This is a genomic window from Magnetofaba australis IT-1, assembly GCF_002109495.1.
In the GTDB taxonomy this organism is placed as follows: domain Bacteria; phylum Pseudomonadota; class Magnetococcia; order Magnetococcales; family Magnetococcaceae; genus Magnetofaba; species Magnetofaba australis.
The window spans coordinates 534,082-547,980 of record NZ_LVJN01000018.1; the positions used below are offsets into that span (position 1 = coordinate 534,082).

General features: G+C 61.8%; 10 protein-coding genes. 1 reads left to right on the forward strand and 9 read right to left on the reverse strand.

Going from position 1 to position 13,899, the window contains the following annotated elements:
• Positions 1-19: 19 nt before the first annotated feature.
• From moaC to MAIT1_RS22575, 7 genes are all read right to left on the reverse strand, one after another.
• Positions 20-514, reverse strand: coding sequence for a cyclic pyranopterin monophosphate synthase MoaC (gene moaC, locus MAIT1_RS08465; RefSeq protein WP_085441842.1), 495 nt, complete (start codon positions 512-514; stop codon positions 20-22).
• A 2-nt stretch (positions 515-516) separates the two neighbouring features.
• A complete protein-coding gene (gene moeA / locus MAIT1_RS08470; RefSeq protein ID WP_085441843.1) occupies positions 517-1,731 on the reverse strand; it encodes a molybdopterin molybdotransferase MoeA in 1,215 nt (404 codons plus the stop codon).
• Between the two features lie 18 nt (positions 1,732-1,749).
• The gene (locus MAIT1_RS08475) at positions 1,750-2,790 is read right to left on the reverse strand and encodes a molybdenum cofactor biosynthesis protein MoaE (protein WP_085441844.1); all 1,041 of its coding nucleotides are present in this window, start codon (positions 2,788-2,790) and stop codon (positions 1,750-1,752) included.
• A 113-nt stretch (positions 2,791-2,903) separates the two neighbouring features.
• Positions 2,904-3,842, reverse strand: a complete 939-nt coding sequence (locus MAIT1_RS08480; protein ID WP_085441845.1) for a DHH family phosphoesterase — start codon at positions 3,840-3,842, stop codon at positions 2,904-2,906.
• A gap of 189 nt (positions 3,843-4,031) precedes the next feature.
• Positions 4,032-6,173 (reverse strand): bifunctional 23S rRNA (guanine(2069)-N(7))-methyltransferase RlmK/23S rRNA (guanine(2445)-N(2))-methyltransferase RlmL, encoded by a 2,142-nt coding sequence (gene rlmKL / locus MAIT1_RS08485; RefSeq protein ID WP_085441846.1) that lies wholly within the window; start codon positions 6,171-6,173, stop codon positions 4,032-4,034.
• Positions 6,174-6,543: 370 nt separating this feature from the next.
• Positions 6,544-6,978, reverse strand: a complete 435-nt coding sequence (locus MAIT1_RS08490) for a desulfoferrodoxin family protein (protein ID WP_143814733.1) — start codon at positions 6,976-6,978, stop codon at positions 6,544-6,546.
• Positions 6,979-7,220: 242 nt separating this feature from the next.
• Positions 7,221-7,451, reverse strand: a complete 231-nt coding sequence (locus MAIT1_RS22575; protein ID WP_085442032.1) for a DUF2312 domain-containing protein — start codon at positions 7,449-7,451, stop codon at positions 7,221-7,223.
• 368 nt (positions 7,452-7,819) lie between these two features.
• On the opposite strand from MAIT1_RS22575, the gene MAIT1_RS08500 reads away from it, so the two are divergent.
• Positions 7,820-8,224, forward strand: coding sequence for a DUF423 domain-containing protein (locus MAIT1_RS08500; RefSeq protein WP_085441847.1), 405 nt, complete (start codon positions 7,820-7,822; stop codon positions 8,222-8,224).
• A gap of 18 nt (positions 8,225-8,242) precedes the next feature.
• Here MAIT1_RS08500 and cysC read toward each other — a convergent pair whose 3' ends face one another.
• A complete protein-coding gene (gene cysC / locus MAIT1_RS08505; RefSeq protein ID WP_085441848.1) occupies positions 8,243-8,860 on the reverse strand; it encodes an adenylyl-sulfate kinase in 618 nt (205 codons plus the stop codon).
• 19 nt (positions 8,861-8,879) lie between these two features.
• Positions 8,880-13,757 (reverse strand): NAD-glutamate dehydrogenase domain-containing protein, encoded by a 4,878-nt coding sequence (locus MAIT1_RS08510; RefSeq protein ID WP_085441849.1) that lies wholly within the window; start codon positions 13,755-13,757, stop codon positions 8,880-8,882.
• Positions 13,758-13,899: the final 142 nt, after the last annotated feature.

Here is a 13,899-nt window from a genome sequence, read left to right on the forward strand (position 1 = left end):
CATCACGTTCAGCGTGAACTTACGGTTCATCTTGTGCGGAGCGCACAAAATGGCCGCTTTTGCCGCCGCATTTTTCCAGTAATCGTATGCCTTCGATGCGCACCGCGCGGTCCATAGCCTTAACCATATCGTAAACGGTCAATGCAGTGACGCTGGCTGCGGTCAGGGCTTCCATCTCCACGCCGGTCTGACCACTGGTCTTGACCCGCGCGGTGATCTCCAGCCGACTGGCCTCGACCACGGGTTCAAAATGAATTTTAACAGATGTGAGATTTAGTTGATGACACAGCGGAATCAATTGATCAACCTTTTTCGCCGCCATGATGCCGGCGATGCGCGCCACCTCCATCACATCGCCTTTCGCCACACCGTGAGCCAGAATGCGTTGCAAGGTCTGTGGCTGCATGCACACCGAGGCCCCGGCGATGGCGATACGCTCAGTAACCGCTTTGGCGCCCACGTCCACCATGGTCGCGGCCCCGGTTTCATCAAAATGGCTCAGCGGGTCGCTCATCATCATACTCCCGGCGCGTAGTCTATGAGTAGCACATCCACCAAATCGCCATCCGCAATCACCACTGGTGATTCCGGCAATGCGATAAAGGCGTTGGCGCGCGCCATGCCGCTCAATACCCCTGAGCCTTGCGGTCCGGTGGTGGTGACGTAACTTTGCGCGCCTTGAAAGTGAACGCGTGCGCGCAGGAAATCCCGTCGGTCATGTTTTTTGCGCCAACCGCCCTGTAGCGGCAGTCGCAAAAGATTCTCCGGCTGTTCGGCAAGACCCATCATCCTCAGCAGCGCTGGACGCACAATAAGCAGATAGACGGCCATGGCTGAGACCGGGTTACCGGGAAGACCAAAAAAGCGCGCGGGACCGATGACGCCATAAGCCTGCGGTTTGCCGGGCTTCATACGCACTTTCCAGTAGTCGATGTCGCCGAGGTTCTTCAGCGCCACTTTGACCAGATCGTAGTCGCCCACCGAGACGCCGCCGCTGGTAATCACCGCGTCAGCGCGCGCGGCGCCATCGCGTAGGGCGGCTTCAATGGCGGCCAGATCGTCCGGCGCAACGCCCAGGTCGACGCACTCGCAACCCAGAGCGGTGATGGCGGCTTTGAGCGCAGCGCGATTGCTGTCGTAGACTCTTCCGGGCGCCAGCGGTTGCCCTGCTGGGGTCACTTCGTTGCCGGTGGAGAGCACCGCCACGCGCAACCGTGCGAAAACTGGGATTTCTGTTTGGTCCATGGAGGCCAGCAGGCCGATATCCGGCGGCGTGAGCGCCTTGCCAGGCTCCAGATAGGTTTGCCCGCAAGCGATATCCTCTCCCGCCGGGCGGATATTGTTGTTCAGCGCCAGATTCGAGGGCAGGGTGATCTGTTGACCCGCCACGGTGACATCTTCCTGTTTGACCACACAGTCGCAGCCCGGCGGAATGGGCGCACCGGTGAGAATGCGCACCGCGTGGCCGGGCTCCAGCGGCTGTGCGCGGAAATCCCCGGCGGCGACTTCCCCCGCCAGCGTCAGCGTGGTGGTGGGGGCGTCGCTCAAGTCGGCATGGCGCAGGCCGTAGCCATCCATGGCGGAGTTGGCGTGGTTAGGGACGTTAAATGGAGCGACCATGGATTGCGCCAACACCCGCCCCAAAGCGTCATCCAGGGAAACGGTCTCGGTCCGATCAATAGGCGAAACGCTCTGCAGGACGCGCGCGCGCGCCTCTTCATAGGTGATCATAAAGGGCTCCTGCGTGTGTTAACCGTGACCGCCGCCCAGCGCCATGCGCAGGGCGTGGGGAACCAGATCGGCCACCGCTTGCAGCGAATGTGCGCTGCCGCGACGAGAGCCGGGGAGGTTGATGATCAAACAGTTTTGCCGGAAAGCGCTCACCCCTCGGGTAAACACGGCGGTGCGGGTCTGCTCCAGTCCGGCGCTGCGGATCAGTTCAGCAAATCCAGGTAGCTCGCGATTGGTCACCGTACGGGTCGCCTCCGGGGTGCAGTCGCGTGGTCCGGGACCGGTGCCGCCGGTGGTGAGGATCACGTCCAGGCGCTCCACATCGGCCCATTGACGCAGATGCGCCTCAATGGCGGCTTGCTCATCGGCCAGCAGCGCGCGTTTGATGCTCTGCGCGCCGTAGTTCAATAGCATCCCCTCCAGTGCGTCGCCGCTGGCGTCCTGGGCCAATGTGCGGCTATCGGAGAGAGTCAGAACCCCGACGTTCAGGCCAGCCCAGGAGATGGCGTGGTCGTGGTCGCGATGGGCGGCGGCGTCGTGGGCGTGATGGTGGTGATGGGAATGGTCGTGAGCTTTGTCTGAGGCGTCGGCATGGGTGTGGCCCGCTTTCAGGTCGTCCCACTGGCTGGCGGCGGCTTCGCAGCCGGGGCAGGAGTCCACCCAGCGCTCGCCCTGGGCGGTGAACTCCTTTTTCCAGAAGGTGGCGCGCACCTTCAGGTGATCGATGACGTAGCGGCAGGCCTCAAACGCCGCAGCGCGATGCATGCTCGCGGCGATGACCAGGACAATATTTTCGCTGACCGTCAGCCGCCCCACACGATGAACCACGGTGATGGCGTCGATGGAAAAGCGCGCCAGAGCGGCTTGTTCGATACGCTCCAGCTCCAGCTCGGTCATGCCGGGGTAGTGTTCCAGCTCGATGGCTTGCACATCCTCGCCGCTGGAGAAGTCCCGCACCGTGCCCAGAAAGGTCACGATGCCGCCAATGCGGGGGTTGTGCGCCAATAGCGCCCGCGTCTCCTCGTCCACTGAGAAGTCTTCTGTCTGTATTCGCACCATGGGACGATGCTCCTGTGGATGAGGGGAGGGTGTCCAGAACAAGAAAACCCGAAGGGGAGCCCTTCGGGTTTTCTGTATGACAACAGGGCGATAACGCCACCGCCATAGACTGATTAGCCGTCGGCGTTGATCTTGCCCACAATCTCTTTGAGGGTCTCTTCAGCCTTGTCGGTTTCGATCTGACAGGTGCCGGCGTTGCGGTGACCGCCGCCGCCATACTTCAAGCACAGCTCGCCAACATTGGTGTTGGAGGTGCGGTTGATGATCGATTTGCCGATGGCGAACACGGTGTTCTGACGCTGGAAGCCCCAGATCACGTGAATGGAGATGTTGGTCTCCGGATACATGGCGTAGATCATGAAGCGGTTGCCCGCATAGATGACCTCTTCGTTGCGCAGGTCCAGCACCACCAGATTGCCGTAGATGGTGGAGCAGCGACGGATCTGCTCTTTGAACTTCTCTTCCTGCTCGAAGTAGAGCTCCACGCGCTCTTTGACGTCTTCCACTTCCAGGATGTCTTCGATGGTGCGATCGCGGCAGTACTCGATCAGATGCATCATCAGTTGGTAGTTGGAGATTTTGAAGTCGCGGAAGCGGCCCAGGCCGGTGCGGGCGTCCATCAGGAAGTTGAGCAGATCCCAACCGGTGGGGCGCAGCACCTCCTCCTCGGTGAACATGGCCGAGTCGCCCTTGTCCACCGCGGTCATCATGTCATAGGAGACGCGGGGGAAGGCTTCGGCGCCGCCGAAGTACTTGTACACCACGCGGGCCGCGGAGGGGGCGTGGGGGTCGATGATGTGATTCTCGGGCTTCTTTTCGCCCCGACGCATCATTTCACTGGCATGGTGGTCAAAAGCCAGGTGCACGCCTTCCACGTAGGGAAGGTTGGTGGTGATGTCCTGACCCGTGATTTCGATCTTGCCGTCCTGCATATCCTTAGGGTGGACGAACTTGATCTCATCAATCATGTCCAGTTCACGCAGGAGCACCGCGCACACCAGTCCGTCAAAGTCACTGCGGGTGACCAGGCGGAATTTCTTGTTGTCAGCCACTGAAATACCTCCTCAACTCAATGCGTTTGGGCTCCTCGCTCAGAGGCTGGACTGCGCTCCGGCGAATGGGGTGTGATCCCGACGAATTGTAATAATGGTGCGATTGTACGACTGCCGCCGCCGGATCGCCAGGGGAAAAGATACCTCAAAAATCCGGGGCTTTGAATAATTTACTGCACAATGACGTCATTAGAGCCCTTTTTCAACACGCCAGCAGCGATGCGGCGGCGGTTGGCGGTTGAAATCCGGGTCCAGGGTCTGCGCGGTAATTTCAGTAATCGTCAATCCGTCGGAGACGCCGAAATCCGCATCCCATTGGGGCTGGAAGCGTTTGCGATTGGTGGAAAAAAAGAGCGTTCCACCAGGATTGAGCAGCGCCGCTGTCTGGCTGATCAGCATGGTGTGATCCCGTTGAATATCCAGCGTTTCCACCATCTTTTTGGAGTTGGAGAAGGTGGGTGGGTCGAGCACGATGAGGTCGAAGCGTTCGCGTGAGCGGGGGATCCAGTAGAGGCAGTCGGCGCGTTCGATGCGGTGGCGTTTGGGGTCGCAGCGGTTCTCGTCCAGATTGCGCCGCGCCCAGTCCAGATAGTTGCCAGACATGTCCACGCTCAGGGATTCATACGCGCCGCCCAGGGCGGCGTGCACGGTGATGGCGCCGGTATAGCAGAAAAGATTGAGAAAGCGTTTGCCCATGGACTCCTGCTGGATGATGCGCCGCAGGGGGCGGTGATCCAGGAACAGGCCGGTGTCCAGATAGTCGGTGAGATTGACGCGCAGGCGCGCGCCGTGCTCTTCCACCACCAGAAAACGCCCCTGGTCATCCTGCCGGGTGTATTGGGTTTCGCCGCGCTGCCGTTTGCGCAGTTTCACCACGATGCGCTCCGGGGGCGCGTCCAGGGCGGCGCCGATGGCCGTCAACGCCTCATCGAAGCGGCGCGCCGCCGCTTGCGGGTCGACATCTTTGGGCGGCTGATACTCCTGCACATGGACCCACTCGCCGTAGCGATCCACCGCCACCGCATACTCGGGCATGTCGGCGTCGTAGACGCGATAGCACTCCGGCGCCTCGCGCTTGAGCCACGGTTTCAGACGCTTGAGATTCTTCTTCAGCCGGTTGGCCAGCATCGTCGCGCCCTCGGAGAGCGGCGCATCGGCGGCTTGGGCGGGGGCGCTCGCGGTGTTGCGAATCCACAGATCACACGGGATGGCGCCGTTGAACGCCTCCTGCGGCGCGCCGCCAGGAAGTTGGAACGACCCGCGTCCCGCCTCCTGGGGCAGAATCACCGCCGCGCCCCAACTGCGCAGCGGACCGTGCAGCAGGGACTCCAATTTGGCGGAGAGATCGTCGCGCAACTGGCTGTCGCCCAGTCGCTCGCCATAGGGGGGGTTGGCGGTGAGCAGACCGCCGCCTTTGAATTCGGCGGTGTCTGGTCGCCAGTGGAACAGATCGCCTTCGTCAAAATGCACCAGCGAGCCCACCCCGGCGCGACGGGCGTTGGCGCGCGCTTGTCGGATGGCCTCAGGGTTGATGTCATAGCCGTTGATGGCGGATTTGAGCGCATCCAGCCCCGCTTCACAGCGCGCCTCGGCGTCGGCCATGAGGGATTGCCACAGGGCATCGTCGCGGCCCAGCCAGCCGCTGAAGCCGAAGTAGTCGCGATCCATCCCCGAGGCGCAGTTGGCGGCCATCAGCGCCGCCTCGATGACCAATGTTCCTGAGCCGCACACCGGGTCGATGAAGGGCTCCCCCGCCGCAGCGCGAGCGGGCCAGTCGGCGTAGATAAGCATCGCCGCCGCCAGGGTTTCGCGCAGCGGCGCGCCCGCGCCCTCCAGACGGTAGCCGCGTCGATGCAGACCGTCGCCGGAGAGGTCGATGCCCAGCAGCACGGTTTCGCCGCGCAGACGCGCGTTGACGCGAAGGTCCGGTTGTTGACGCTCCACCGAGGGGCGCACGCCGTTGCGATCGCGCAGGCGGTCGACGATAGCGTCCTTGATGGTCACCGCGCCGAACTGGGTGTTGCGGATCTCATCATTGGTCCCAAGGAAGTCCACCGCCAGGGTGCCCTCTGGGGCCAGATGCTCCTCCCAGGGGAAGGCGCGCGCCGATTCATACAGAGCGTCGGCGGTGGCGGCGGGAAGATTGTCCAGGCGCATCACCACGCGGCTGGCCACCCGCGACCACAAACAGGCGCGCAGGCCCGCTTCCAACTCGCCGGTAAAGCTGACGCCGGCGCGGGCGGCGCGCACATCGCGCAGGCCCAGGGTTTTCAACTCGCTGGCCAGCGCGGCTTCCAGACCCTTGGCGGTGGTGGCGAAGAATTTTTGCATGATGGCTGTCGAACCTGACTGAAATGCAGTCCATGGCTATGCGCCATGGACAAATGAAAACCGGCTAAACGCACAGCGTTTAGCCGGTTCATGATCCCATATTGCGGCCCTGCGGGCTATTCCTGATGGGGCCGCGATGTTGATTATAGCTTCAGGGGAAGCCAAAATCGGATGCTTGATTAACGGTAAATGGAAGATATCGAGGGCTTCGCCCTCGAGCTCCCAAGAGCCAAATCGTGGGGCGCTGCCCCACACCCCGCTGGGGTCGCAGACCCCAGACCCCGCCGCCGACCAGTCGGCGGCCAATAGTCAGCGCAAGACGGGCCAGCGTCACGCAAACATTGGCCGTTTGTTCAGTATTGCTTTGTTTCTACGCCTGCGCCGCAGACAGCCACACGTCGTGCAGATTGCACATGCTTAAGGCGTAGACCGGACCCGTATAACCCGGCGGCAGGGTGTGGGTCGATTTGGCTTCGTCGGACTCCGGGTTGAACACGGTTTCATCCAGAAAGCCGTAGTTGGCGTCCAGCAGCACATGCTTGACGATATAGTGTTTGTAGCCGTGCATTTTATGCTCGGTGACGATCTCCACTGCCTTGGCGCCATCTGCCTGGGGCGTCACCGTGATGCGCGGCGCGTGGCTGGCGGCTTTGCCGCTCCAGCGTCCCGGGTAGGCTGCGGTGTAGTAGACGCCGCCGGCCATTTTGGCGTCCACAGGCTGCATGGCGCGCGCCGGGGCGGCGCTGGCGACCACGCCCACGCCGGTGACGGCGGCGGCCTGGATCAATGCTCTGCGAGAAATCATATCCACTCTCCTGGTTAAGTGACGGGCCGCTCGGGGCTGCCGGAAAAACCGCGCGCCAAATTGGACGCTTAGAGCTCCTTTCAAAATGGAGCCCTGCTAGCCCCAGCGACGCTTTCGTCGTGCTCGCTGCTCACGTATATCTATACGCTCTGCTGCTGTGCGCGCCGAAATCGCCGCTGGGTCGTCGCGATGCTCTCATTTTGAAAGGAGCTCTTAGAAGAGGGACACCACGCAGGGGCGAATTACTCCATGCCCAACGCTTTTTTGTAGGTGTGCAGCAGGATCTCCTGCTCGTCGATTTCGTTGGGATCCATTTTGCGCAGTCGGATGATCTGACGCATGATCTTGGGGTCGAAACCGACGCTCTTGGCCTCCTGGTAGATATCCTTGACGGCGGACATGATGCCCGCCTTCTCCTCTTCCAGGCGCTCGATGCGGTCGATGAACTGGCGCAGATGGTCCTCTTCGATCATGGCCCCGGAAGCTCCTGTGCTGGGGTGATGGGCGCGTTCCTCACGCTGATGGTGGGCCTCTTCGCGCTGCTGGGCGGCCTGACGGCGCATGGATTCGCGAATGCTCTCCTCGGCTTCATCCTCGGTGTCCCGCGCCGGGGCTTTGGGCGTTGTGTCCGGCATATTGACGCGGTCGGGATGGCCCACGGGAAAGCGCGGCGGATGGTGTTCGCCGTGGTCGTCGGAATGGGAGTTGTCTTCGTCGCTCATTGCGCGCCTCTGGGTTTTCGCTGAGACTCATTCGGGCAAATCTGGATCGCATTTATCTAAGCCACAACACCCCGGGGCGCCAAGGGGAAAACGACGCGCCCGGGTGGGGAGAGAGCGTTATGGATCGAATCAAGCTGCTGTTCGGGCCACGCCATTTGTCTGCTTTAGGGGCGCTTTGCGCAGGCGTGGCGGTGGGGCTGGGAGCCTGGGTTCATCATGGATTGCGCGAAGCGTTGGTCGCCGCCGGGCGCTGGGAGTCGGCGCTGTCGGCGGTGCAGTATCAACTGCTGCACGGCATCGCCGCCGCGCTGTTGGGGCTGATTTTGGCGCGAGGAGGGGGCTCTGGCGCACAGTTGACCGGCGGCTGGGCGCTGCTGCTGGGGGCGCTGCTCTTCTCCAGCACGATTTTTATCAAAACCCTGGCCCCGGCGCTGGCCTGGGTGGGCGTCGCCACCCCCTGGGGCGGAACCCTGATTATGCTGGGGTGGGCGCTCGTGGCGTGGGGCGCGTTCAAATCGCCTTGAACGCGCCCCCAGCTATCATTAATCGCCGGTCAGTTGCGTGCGCGCCTCCACCACGGCCATGATGCGCTCCACGCATTCGGCCACGCTCAACTCGCCGGTATTGAGGCTCACTTCCGGGTCGATGGGGGCCTCATAAGGCGAAGAGATGCCGGTGAAATCCTTGATCTCGCCGCGACGCGCCTTTTTGTAAAGCCCCTTCACATCGCGCTGTTCGCAGATCTCCAGCGAGCAGTCGCAGAACACCTCGATGAAGTCGCCTGGGTCCACCAGATTGCGCGCCTTTTGGCGGTCGGCGCGAAACGGCGAGATGAACGCCGCCAGCACAATGGCCCCGGAGTCCACAAACAGATTGGCCACTTCACCGATACGGCGAATATTCTCGGTGCGGTCGTTGTCGGAGAAACCCAGGTCGGCGCACAAGCCGTGGCGCACATTGTCGCCATCCAGGGCGTAGGTGCGTCGCCCGCGGGCGTGCAGCGCCTGTTCGGTGGCGTGCACCAGGGTGGATTTGCCCGAGCCCGACAGGCCGGTAAACCACACCAGCAGGCTGCGATGCCCATGCAGCTTTTCGCGGTTGGCGCGCGTAACGCTCACCTCCTGCCATACCGCATTGGGGCTCTTGTTCTGCTCACTCATGCTCTTCCGGCTCCTTGATTCAGCTCTCTTCCTGACCAATCAACAGCAGGTCGCGCAGTTTGCGCACCAGCACCGATAGCGGCAACAGATCCTGCAGTTGCTGTTCGCGCAACTGCGTCATCAGCGCCTGATACTCCTCCACCTGCGACTCCACCTCTTGCAGATAGTTGGCAAAGGCTTCGGCCACCGACTCATTGTGGCGCTTGAAGGTGATGATGCGTTTGACCAGGCGGGTGCGGGTCTCCCACAACTCCTTGCGCACGTTCTCCAGATTCAGGCGGCCCCATACATCGCGATTGCGCACCTTCTGCAGACTCTCCTCGATCCAGGAGATGCCGAAGAAGTCGTCCACCTGGATATAGAGATGGCCCACCGGCTCAAAGTGCACATGTAGCGACTCCTTCAGGTGCAGGATGGTCATGGCGTCCTTCAGATAGGGCAGCAGCACGGTCTGTTTGGCCAGCTTCTCGCTCAGCCCCATCTTCTCCAACTGTTTGCGGCGCTTGTCTAGCTCGTTTACGCGCTCGGCGGAGAGTAGCTGCGGCAGCGACTCCCACAAATTGCGCTGGAACGCCAGAATCACCTTGCCGTAGAGGTTGATCACATCGATGGTGATGCGGTCGTTGGACAGATGCGTCAGCATCCACGCCGCCAGATGCAGCAGCACCGACTCCATATCCGCCAGCACCTGATACTTGATAGGCGCTTTGACATTGACTCCTAGCGCATGCACGTCGTGACGGAAACTGGGGGCGTCCACCATGTTCTCGGCGATAAGATAGGCTTTGAACAGATCGCTTAAGGGGTTGCCGTCGGGACGGGCGCGTCGGACTTTGTTGAAGGTGGCCAGCAGCGGCCCCACCCCGGTCTGGTTGATCACCCGGTTGGTGATGCAGGTGGCGATGATCTCCCGCTTGAGGAAGTGCTCGGACAGCTCCTTGCCGTAATCGCGCGACACCGAGGCGGGGAAGTAGCTGACCAGATAGCGCTCGAAGAAGAACATATCCACCAACTCGGAGTCGAGCAGGCGGGTGTAGGCGTAGAGTTTGGCGTAGCCCAGCATGATGGCCAGCAGCGGACGCGGCATGGGGCCATCGTCCAGAATCTCCACCAGCGCCTCACGCGAGGGCACGTTCTCATCAACGAAATTGAGTCCGGCCAACTCGTGCAGCATGTCCAGGCCGTCGAGGAAAATCTCCGGGCTCTGGGAGGAGAGAATTTCGTCGCGGCTGATGGCCATGTGCTGCATGCGGTTGTCCGCCAGCACCATATTGGCCACCTCCTCGGTGAGTTTGGAGAGCAGGGTGTTGCGACTGTCGATGGAGTCCAATTCGCCCACTTGCAGCAGGTGGGCGAAGAGGATCTTCAGATTGACCTCATGGTCCGACAAGTCCACGCCGCCGGAGTTGTCCAGCGCATCGGTGTTGACGCGCCCTTTATTGACGGCGAACTCCAGGCGCGCGCGCTGGGTCAGCCCCAAATTGCCGCCCTCGCCGACGATGCGGCATTTAAGCTGGCTGGCGTCCACCCGCACCGAGTCGTTGGCCTTGTCGGAGACATCCAGCTGGCTCTCGGTGTGGGCCTTCACATAGGTGCCGATGCCGCCGTTGTAGAGCAGATCCACCCGCGCGGTGAGCAGGCGCTGAATCACCTGCTCGCCGGAGAGGGATTCGGCCTTGGTGTCCAGCAGTTTGCGCAGCGTGTCGTTGAGCGGAATCGCCTTGGCCGAGCGATTGAACACGCCGCCGCCTTTGGAGATGAGGCTGACGTCGTAGTCGCTCCAGGAGGAGCGCCCCATCTTGAACAGCCGCTCGCGCTCGGCGAAGCTGCTCTCGGTGTCGGGATCGGGGTCGAGGAAGACGTGCAGGTGGTTGAACGCGCCCACCAGTTTGATCTGCCGGGAGGAGAGCAGACCGTTGCCGAACACGTCGCCGGACATATCGCCGATGCCCACCACGGTGAACGGGTCGGTGTAGATGTCATGGCCCAGCTCGTGGAAGTGCAGGCGGATGCACTCCCAGGCCCCGCGCGCCGTAATGCCCACCTTTTTATGGTCATAGCCGTGGGTGCCGCCGGAGGCGAAGCCATCGCCCATCCAGAAGCCGTACTCCTCCTCGGCGATGCCGTTGGCGATATCGGAGAAGGTGGCGGTGCCTTTGTCGGCGGCCACCACCAGGTAGGGGTCCTCCTCATCCAGAATCATCACGTCAGGCGGGTGGGCGATGCCGCCCTCCACGCGGTTGTCGGTGATGTCCAGCAGGCCGCGAATGAAGTCCTTGTACTGCGCCTCCACATAGGCCATGCGGTGGCTGGGGGTGATCTCGCCAATGCGCGGGATGATGAAGCCGCCCTTGGAGCCCACCGGCACGATGATGGCGTTTTTCACCATCTGGGTTTTCATCAAGCCGAGGACTTCGGTGCGGAAATCGTCGTGGCGGTCGGAGAAGCGCAGCCCGCCGCGCGCCACGCGCCCGCCGCGCAGATGCACCCCCTCCAAAGTGGGGGTGATGACGAAGATCTCGCGCCAGGGGCGCGGCGAGGGCATCTCCGAGATGGCGGCGCTGTCGATTTTAAACGAGATGCGCTGCTCGCAATCCTCGCGGAAGTAGCTGGTGCGCAGCATCGATTCGACCACGTTATGCAGACCGCGCAGCACTTGGTCATCTTGCAAATTGACCACCTCCTGCAGCCCCTCTTCGAAGCGCTTGGCGGTGTCGCACATCAGTTTCTTCGAGCGTTTGCCGCCGGTGTCGAAGCGGCACAGGAACGCCTCCAGGATCAAGCGCGCCAGCTTGTGGTGCACGATCAGCACCTGATTGACCTTGGCGGCGGAGAGTTCGCGACGGATCTGCAGCAGGTACTGCCGCACTCCCTGCATCAACAGGATCTCTTTGGGCTCAAACCCCTCCAGCAGCACCAACTGAATCAGCGCATCGTCGAGCATGCGGCCATCGTGGATGGCGTCCAGCGCCTGACTGAACAACTCAGCGCGGTTGGTAAGCTGCTCACGGTCCCGTGACGGGCCGCCCACTTCAAAGCGCTGAATGGTGATGGTTTTGTCGTTCTCCAACCGCACCTGAGTGGAGAATTCGTGCAGACAGGCGACGCCGAAGTTATCAAACGTGCGCACCATGCGCGTCAGCTCCACCGGGTCATCGGTGTAGAGCTTGATGTAGACGCCGCCGTTTTCATAGTGGGCCACACGGCTGGCGAAACGCTTGCGCGGCGTGAGGGACTCAATAACATCGATATCCCGCGCCGCCTGCGGCGCAGGCGCAGCCTCCTTGAATACCGGCTCAAAAGCGTTGGCGTAACGATTAAAGCGTCTATGCGCGGCGCGAGGCGGCAGGCTGTGGAGCAGCTCTTCGCGCAGCTTGTCCTCCCAGGTCATCACCTCGCGGCGGATCTGCGCTTCGAGCATGGCGCGATGGAAGCTGAACGGCTTGCCTGGCGTGTGGTTGGCGTAGCAGACAATGAAGAAGGTCGAGCCGGTTTCCGACACCGACACCGTGCTCACCGGGTACTCCATATGGCGCGATAGAATGGTTTTGACCTTGTCGGTCAGGCGCGAATAGAAGCGGTTTTTCGACACCGCCGTAATGACGGAAACATAGTTCTCAAAGCGCCCCATGCGCGCCAGCACGCGCACGTCGTTCTCGCCTTCCATCTCCAGGATTTCGCGAATCTGTTCGGTGATCACCTCGGGATTGGAGTAGAACAGCTCCCGCAGCGGCATGCGGTCATAGAGATTGCGGAACTCATGGTGCAGATAGGAGCCCGGTTCGAAGCCGGAGAGCGCCAGCGTCTCTTTCAGGCGAATATTGAGCACCGGTACGGTGGAGGCGCGGCTGGCCAGAGAGGCGCGCGAGAAGCGGCCCAGACCGATAAACACCTTCCAGGTCAGCTCGCCGTCCTTGAGCGTATGCGGGCGTTTGAGCAGGAAGAAGTCAGCGCCCTCGGCGTTGTAGATCACAGATTGGCCATGTTCACAGTAGTCAATGGTGAGGGTGGCGCCGTCATCCTTTTGCGGTGGCTGCTGGGTGATGTTGTCGAGGATGGCGTCGATCTCCTCACGCATGCCGGGCATGACGCGGGCCAGCAGGGCGTCCACCTGGGCGCTGCGATAGACGCCCAACGGCGCTTCATGGGGGTGGTTGCGCAACTGACCGCCATGACCCAGGAGCATGCGCGCGCCCATGAAGACAAAATTGCCATCCTCCACCCAGCGCAGAAATTGCGCTTCGACGTCGTGGCTCTCCCCCTCCAGCCGTTCGGCCTCCTGTTCGATGCGCGCCACCATCTGCGGGAAGTCGTCCACCGACAGCTTGACCCAGTCCAACACCGCCTGCAGATTGACTCGCAGGGTATCAAACGCCTCGGGCTCAAGGATCTCCTCAGTGAGCATGAGGATCACCATCTCGCGCGTGTAGGCGTCGGTGTTTTTCACCTTCTGGGTAGCGACGTTGACCAGATGGCCTTTGGCGTTGCGCTTGACCAGCAGGGTGGTGTGAGCTTGGGCGAACAGCGATAGCCCACTCTGTTTAAGGAAGTTGCGCACCGCATCGAGGATGTAGGGGGTGTCGTGCAGATGGATGATGATGCGCGTGCCGCCCTGGGCGCAGGGCGATGCGTTGGTCTCGTCGTCGTCGCGTACGCCCGCGTGCCGACCAATGTGCAGTTTGACGCCGCCATTGTCATTGACCAGGGGGGTGTTGAACAGGGTAAACAGCGCTTCCAGCCCCTGCGCGTCGCACCACAGCGCCGAAGAGAGCGATCCCTTCAGATCATGCAATATCTGGGTTAACAGGTTTTGCGCAGCTTTTTGGTGGCTGTCGGGCAGACGCTTGAGAGCTTGTTCAATCAGCTCTGCAGAAGGCAGGGGAGAGGCGGCGTTCATGCTAATCACTCCGCAGGGTCGTCACAGTCGCCCGAACGGGCGCCCGTGACGCGCATCGCCAAGCAAGCGACGCGCGAGAGATGGAAGGGGACGCGCTCAATGCGGAAAAAAAGAGGGGCGTGTGAGCGCCCCTCCGGTTCCG

Excerpts from the sequence above, each read along its gene's own strand:
- MAIT1_RS08500 (WP_085441847.1), top strand. The coding sequence starts at position 7,820 with ATGGATCGAATCAAGCTGCTGTTCGGGCCACGCCATTTGTCTGCTTTA.
- rlmKL (WP_085441846.1), bottom strand. The coding sequence starts at position 6,173 with ATGCAAAAATTCTTCGCCACCACCGCCAAGGGTCTGGAAGCCGCGCTG.
- MAIT1_RS08475 (WP_085441844.1), bottom strand. The coding sequence starts at position 2,790 with ATGGTGCGAATACAGACAGAAGACTTCTCAGTGGACGAGGAGACGCGG.
- MAIT1_RS22575 (WP_085442032.1), bottom strand. The coding sequence starts at position 7,451 with ATGATCGAAGAGGACCATCTGCGCCAGTTCATCGACCGCATCGAGCGC.
- MAIT1_RS08510 (WP_085441849.1), bottom strand. The coding sequence starts at position 13,757 with ATGAACGCCGCCTCTCCCCTGCCTTCTGCAGAGCTGATTGAACAAGCT.
- cysC (WP_085441848.1), bottom strand. The coding sequence starts at position 8,860 with ATGAGTGAGCAGAACAAGAGCCCCAATGCGGTATGGCAGGAGGTGAGC.
- moeA (WP_085441843.1), bottom strand. The coding sequence starts at position 1,731 with ATGATCACCTATGAAGAGGCGCGCGCGCGCGTCCTGCAGAGCGTTTCG.
- moaC (WP_085441842.1), bottom strand. The coding sequence starts at position 514 with ATGAGCGACCCGCTGAGCCATTTTGATGAAACCGGGGCCGCGACCATG.
- MAIT1_RS08490 (WP_143814733.1), bottom strand. The coding sequence starts at position 6,978 with ATGATTTCTCGCAGAGCATTGATCCAGGCCGCCGCCGTCACCGGCGTG.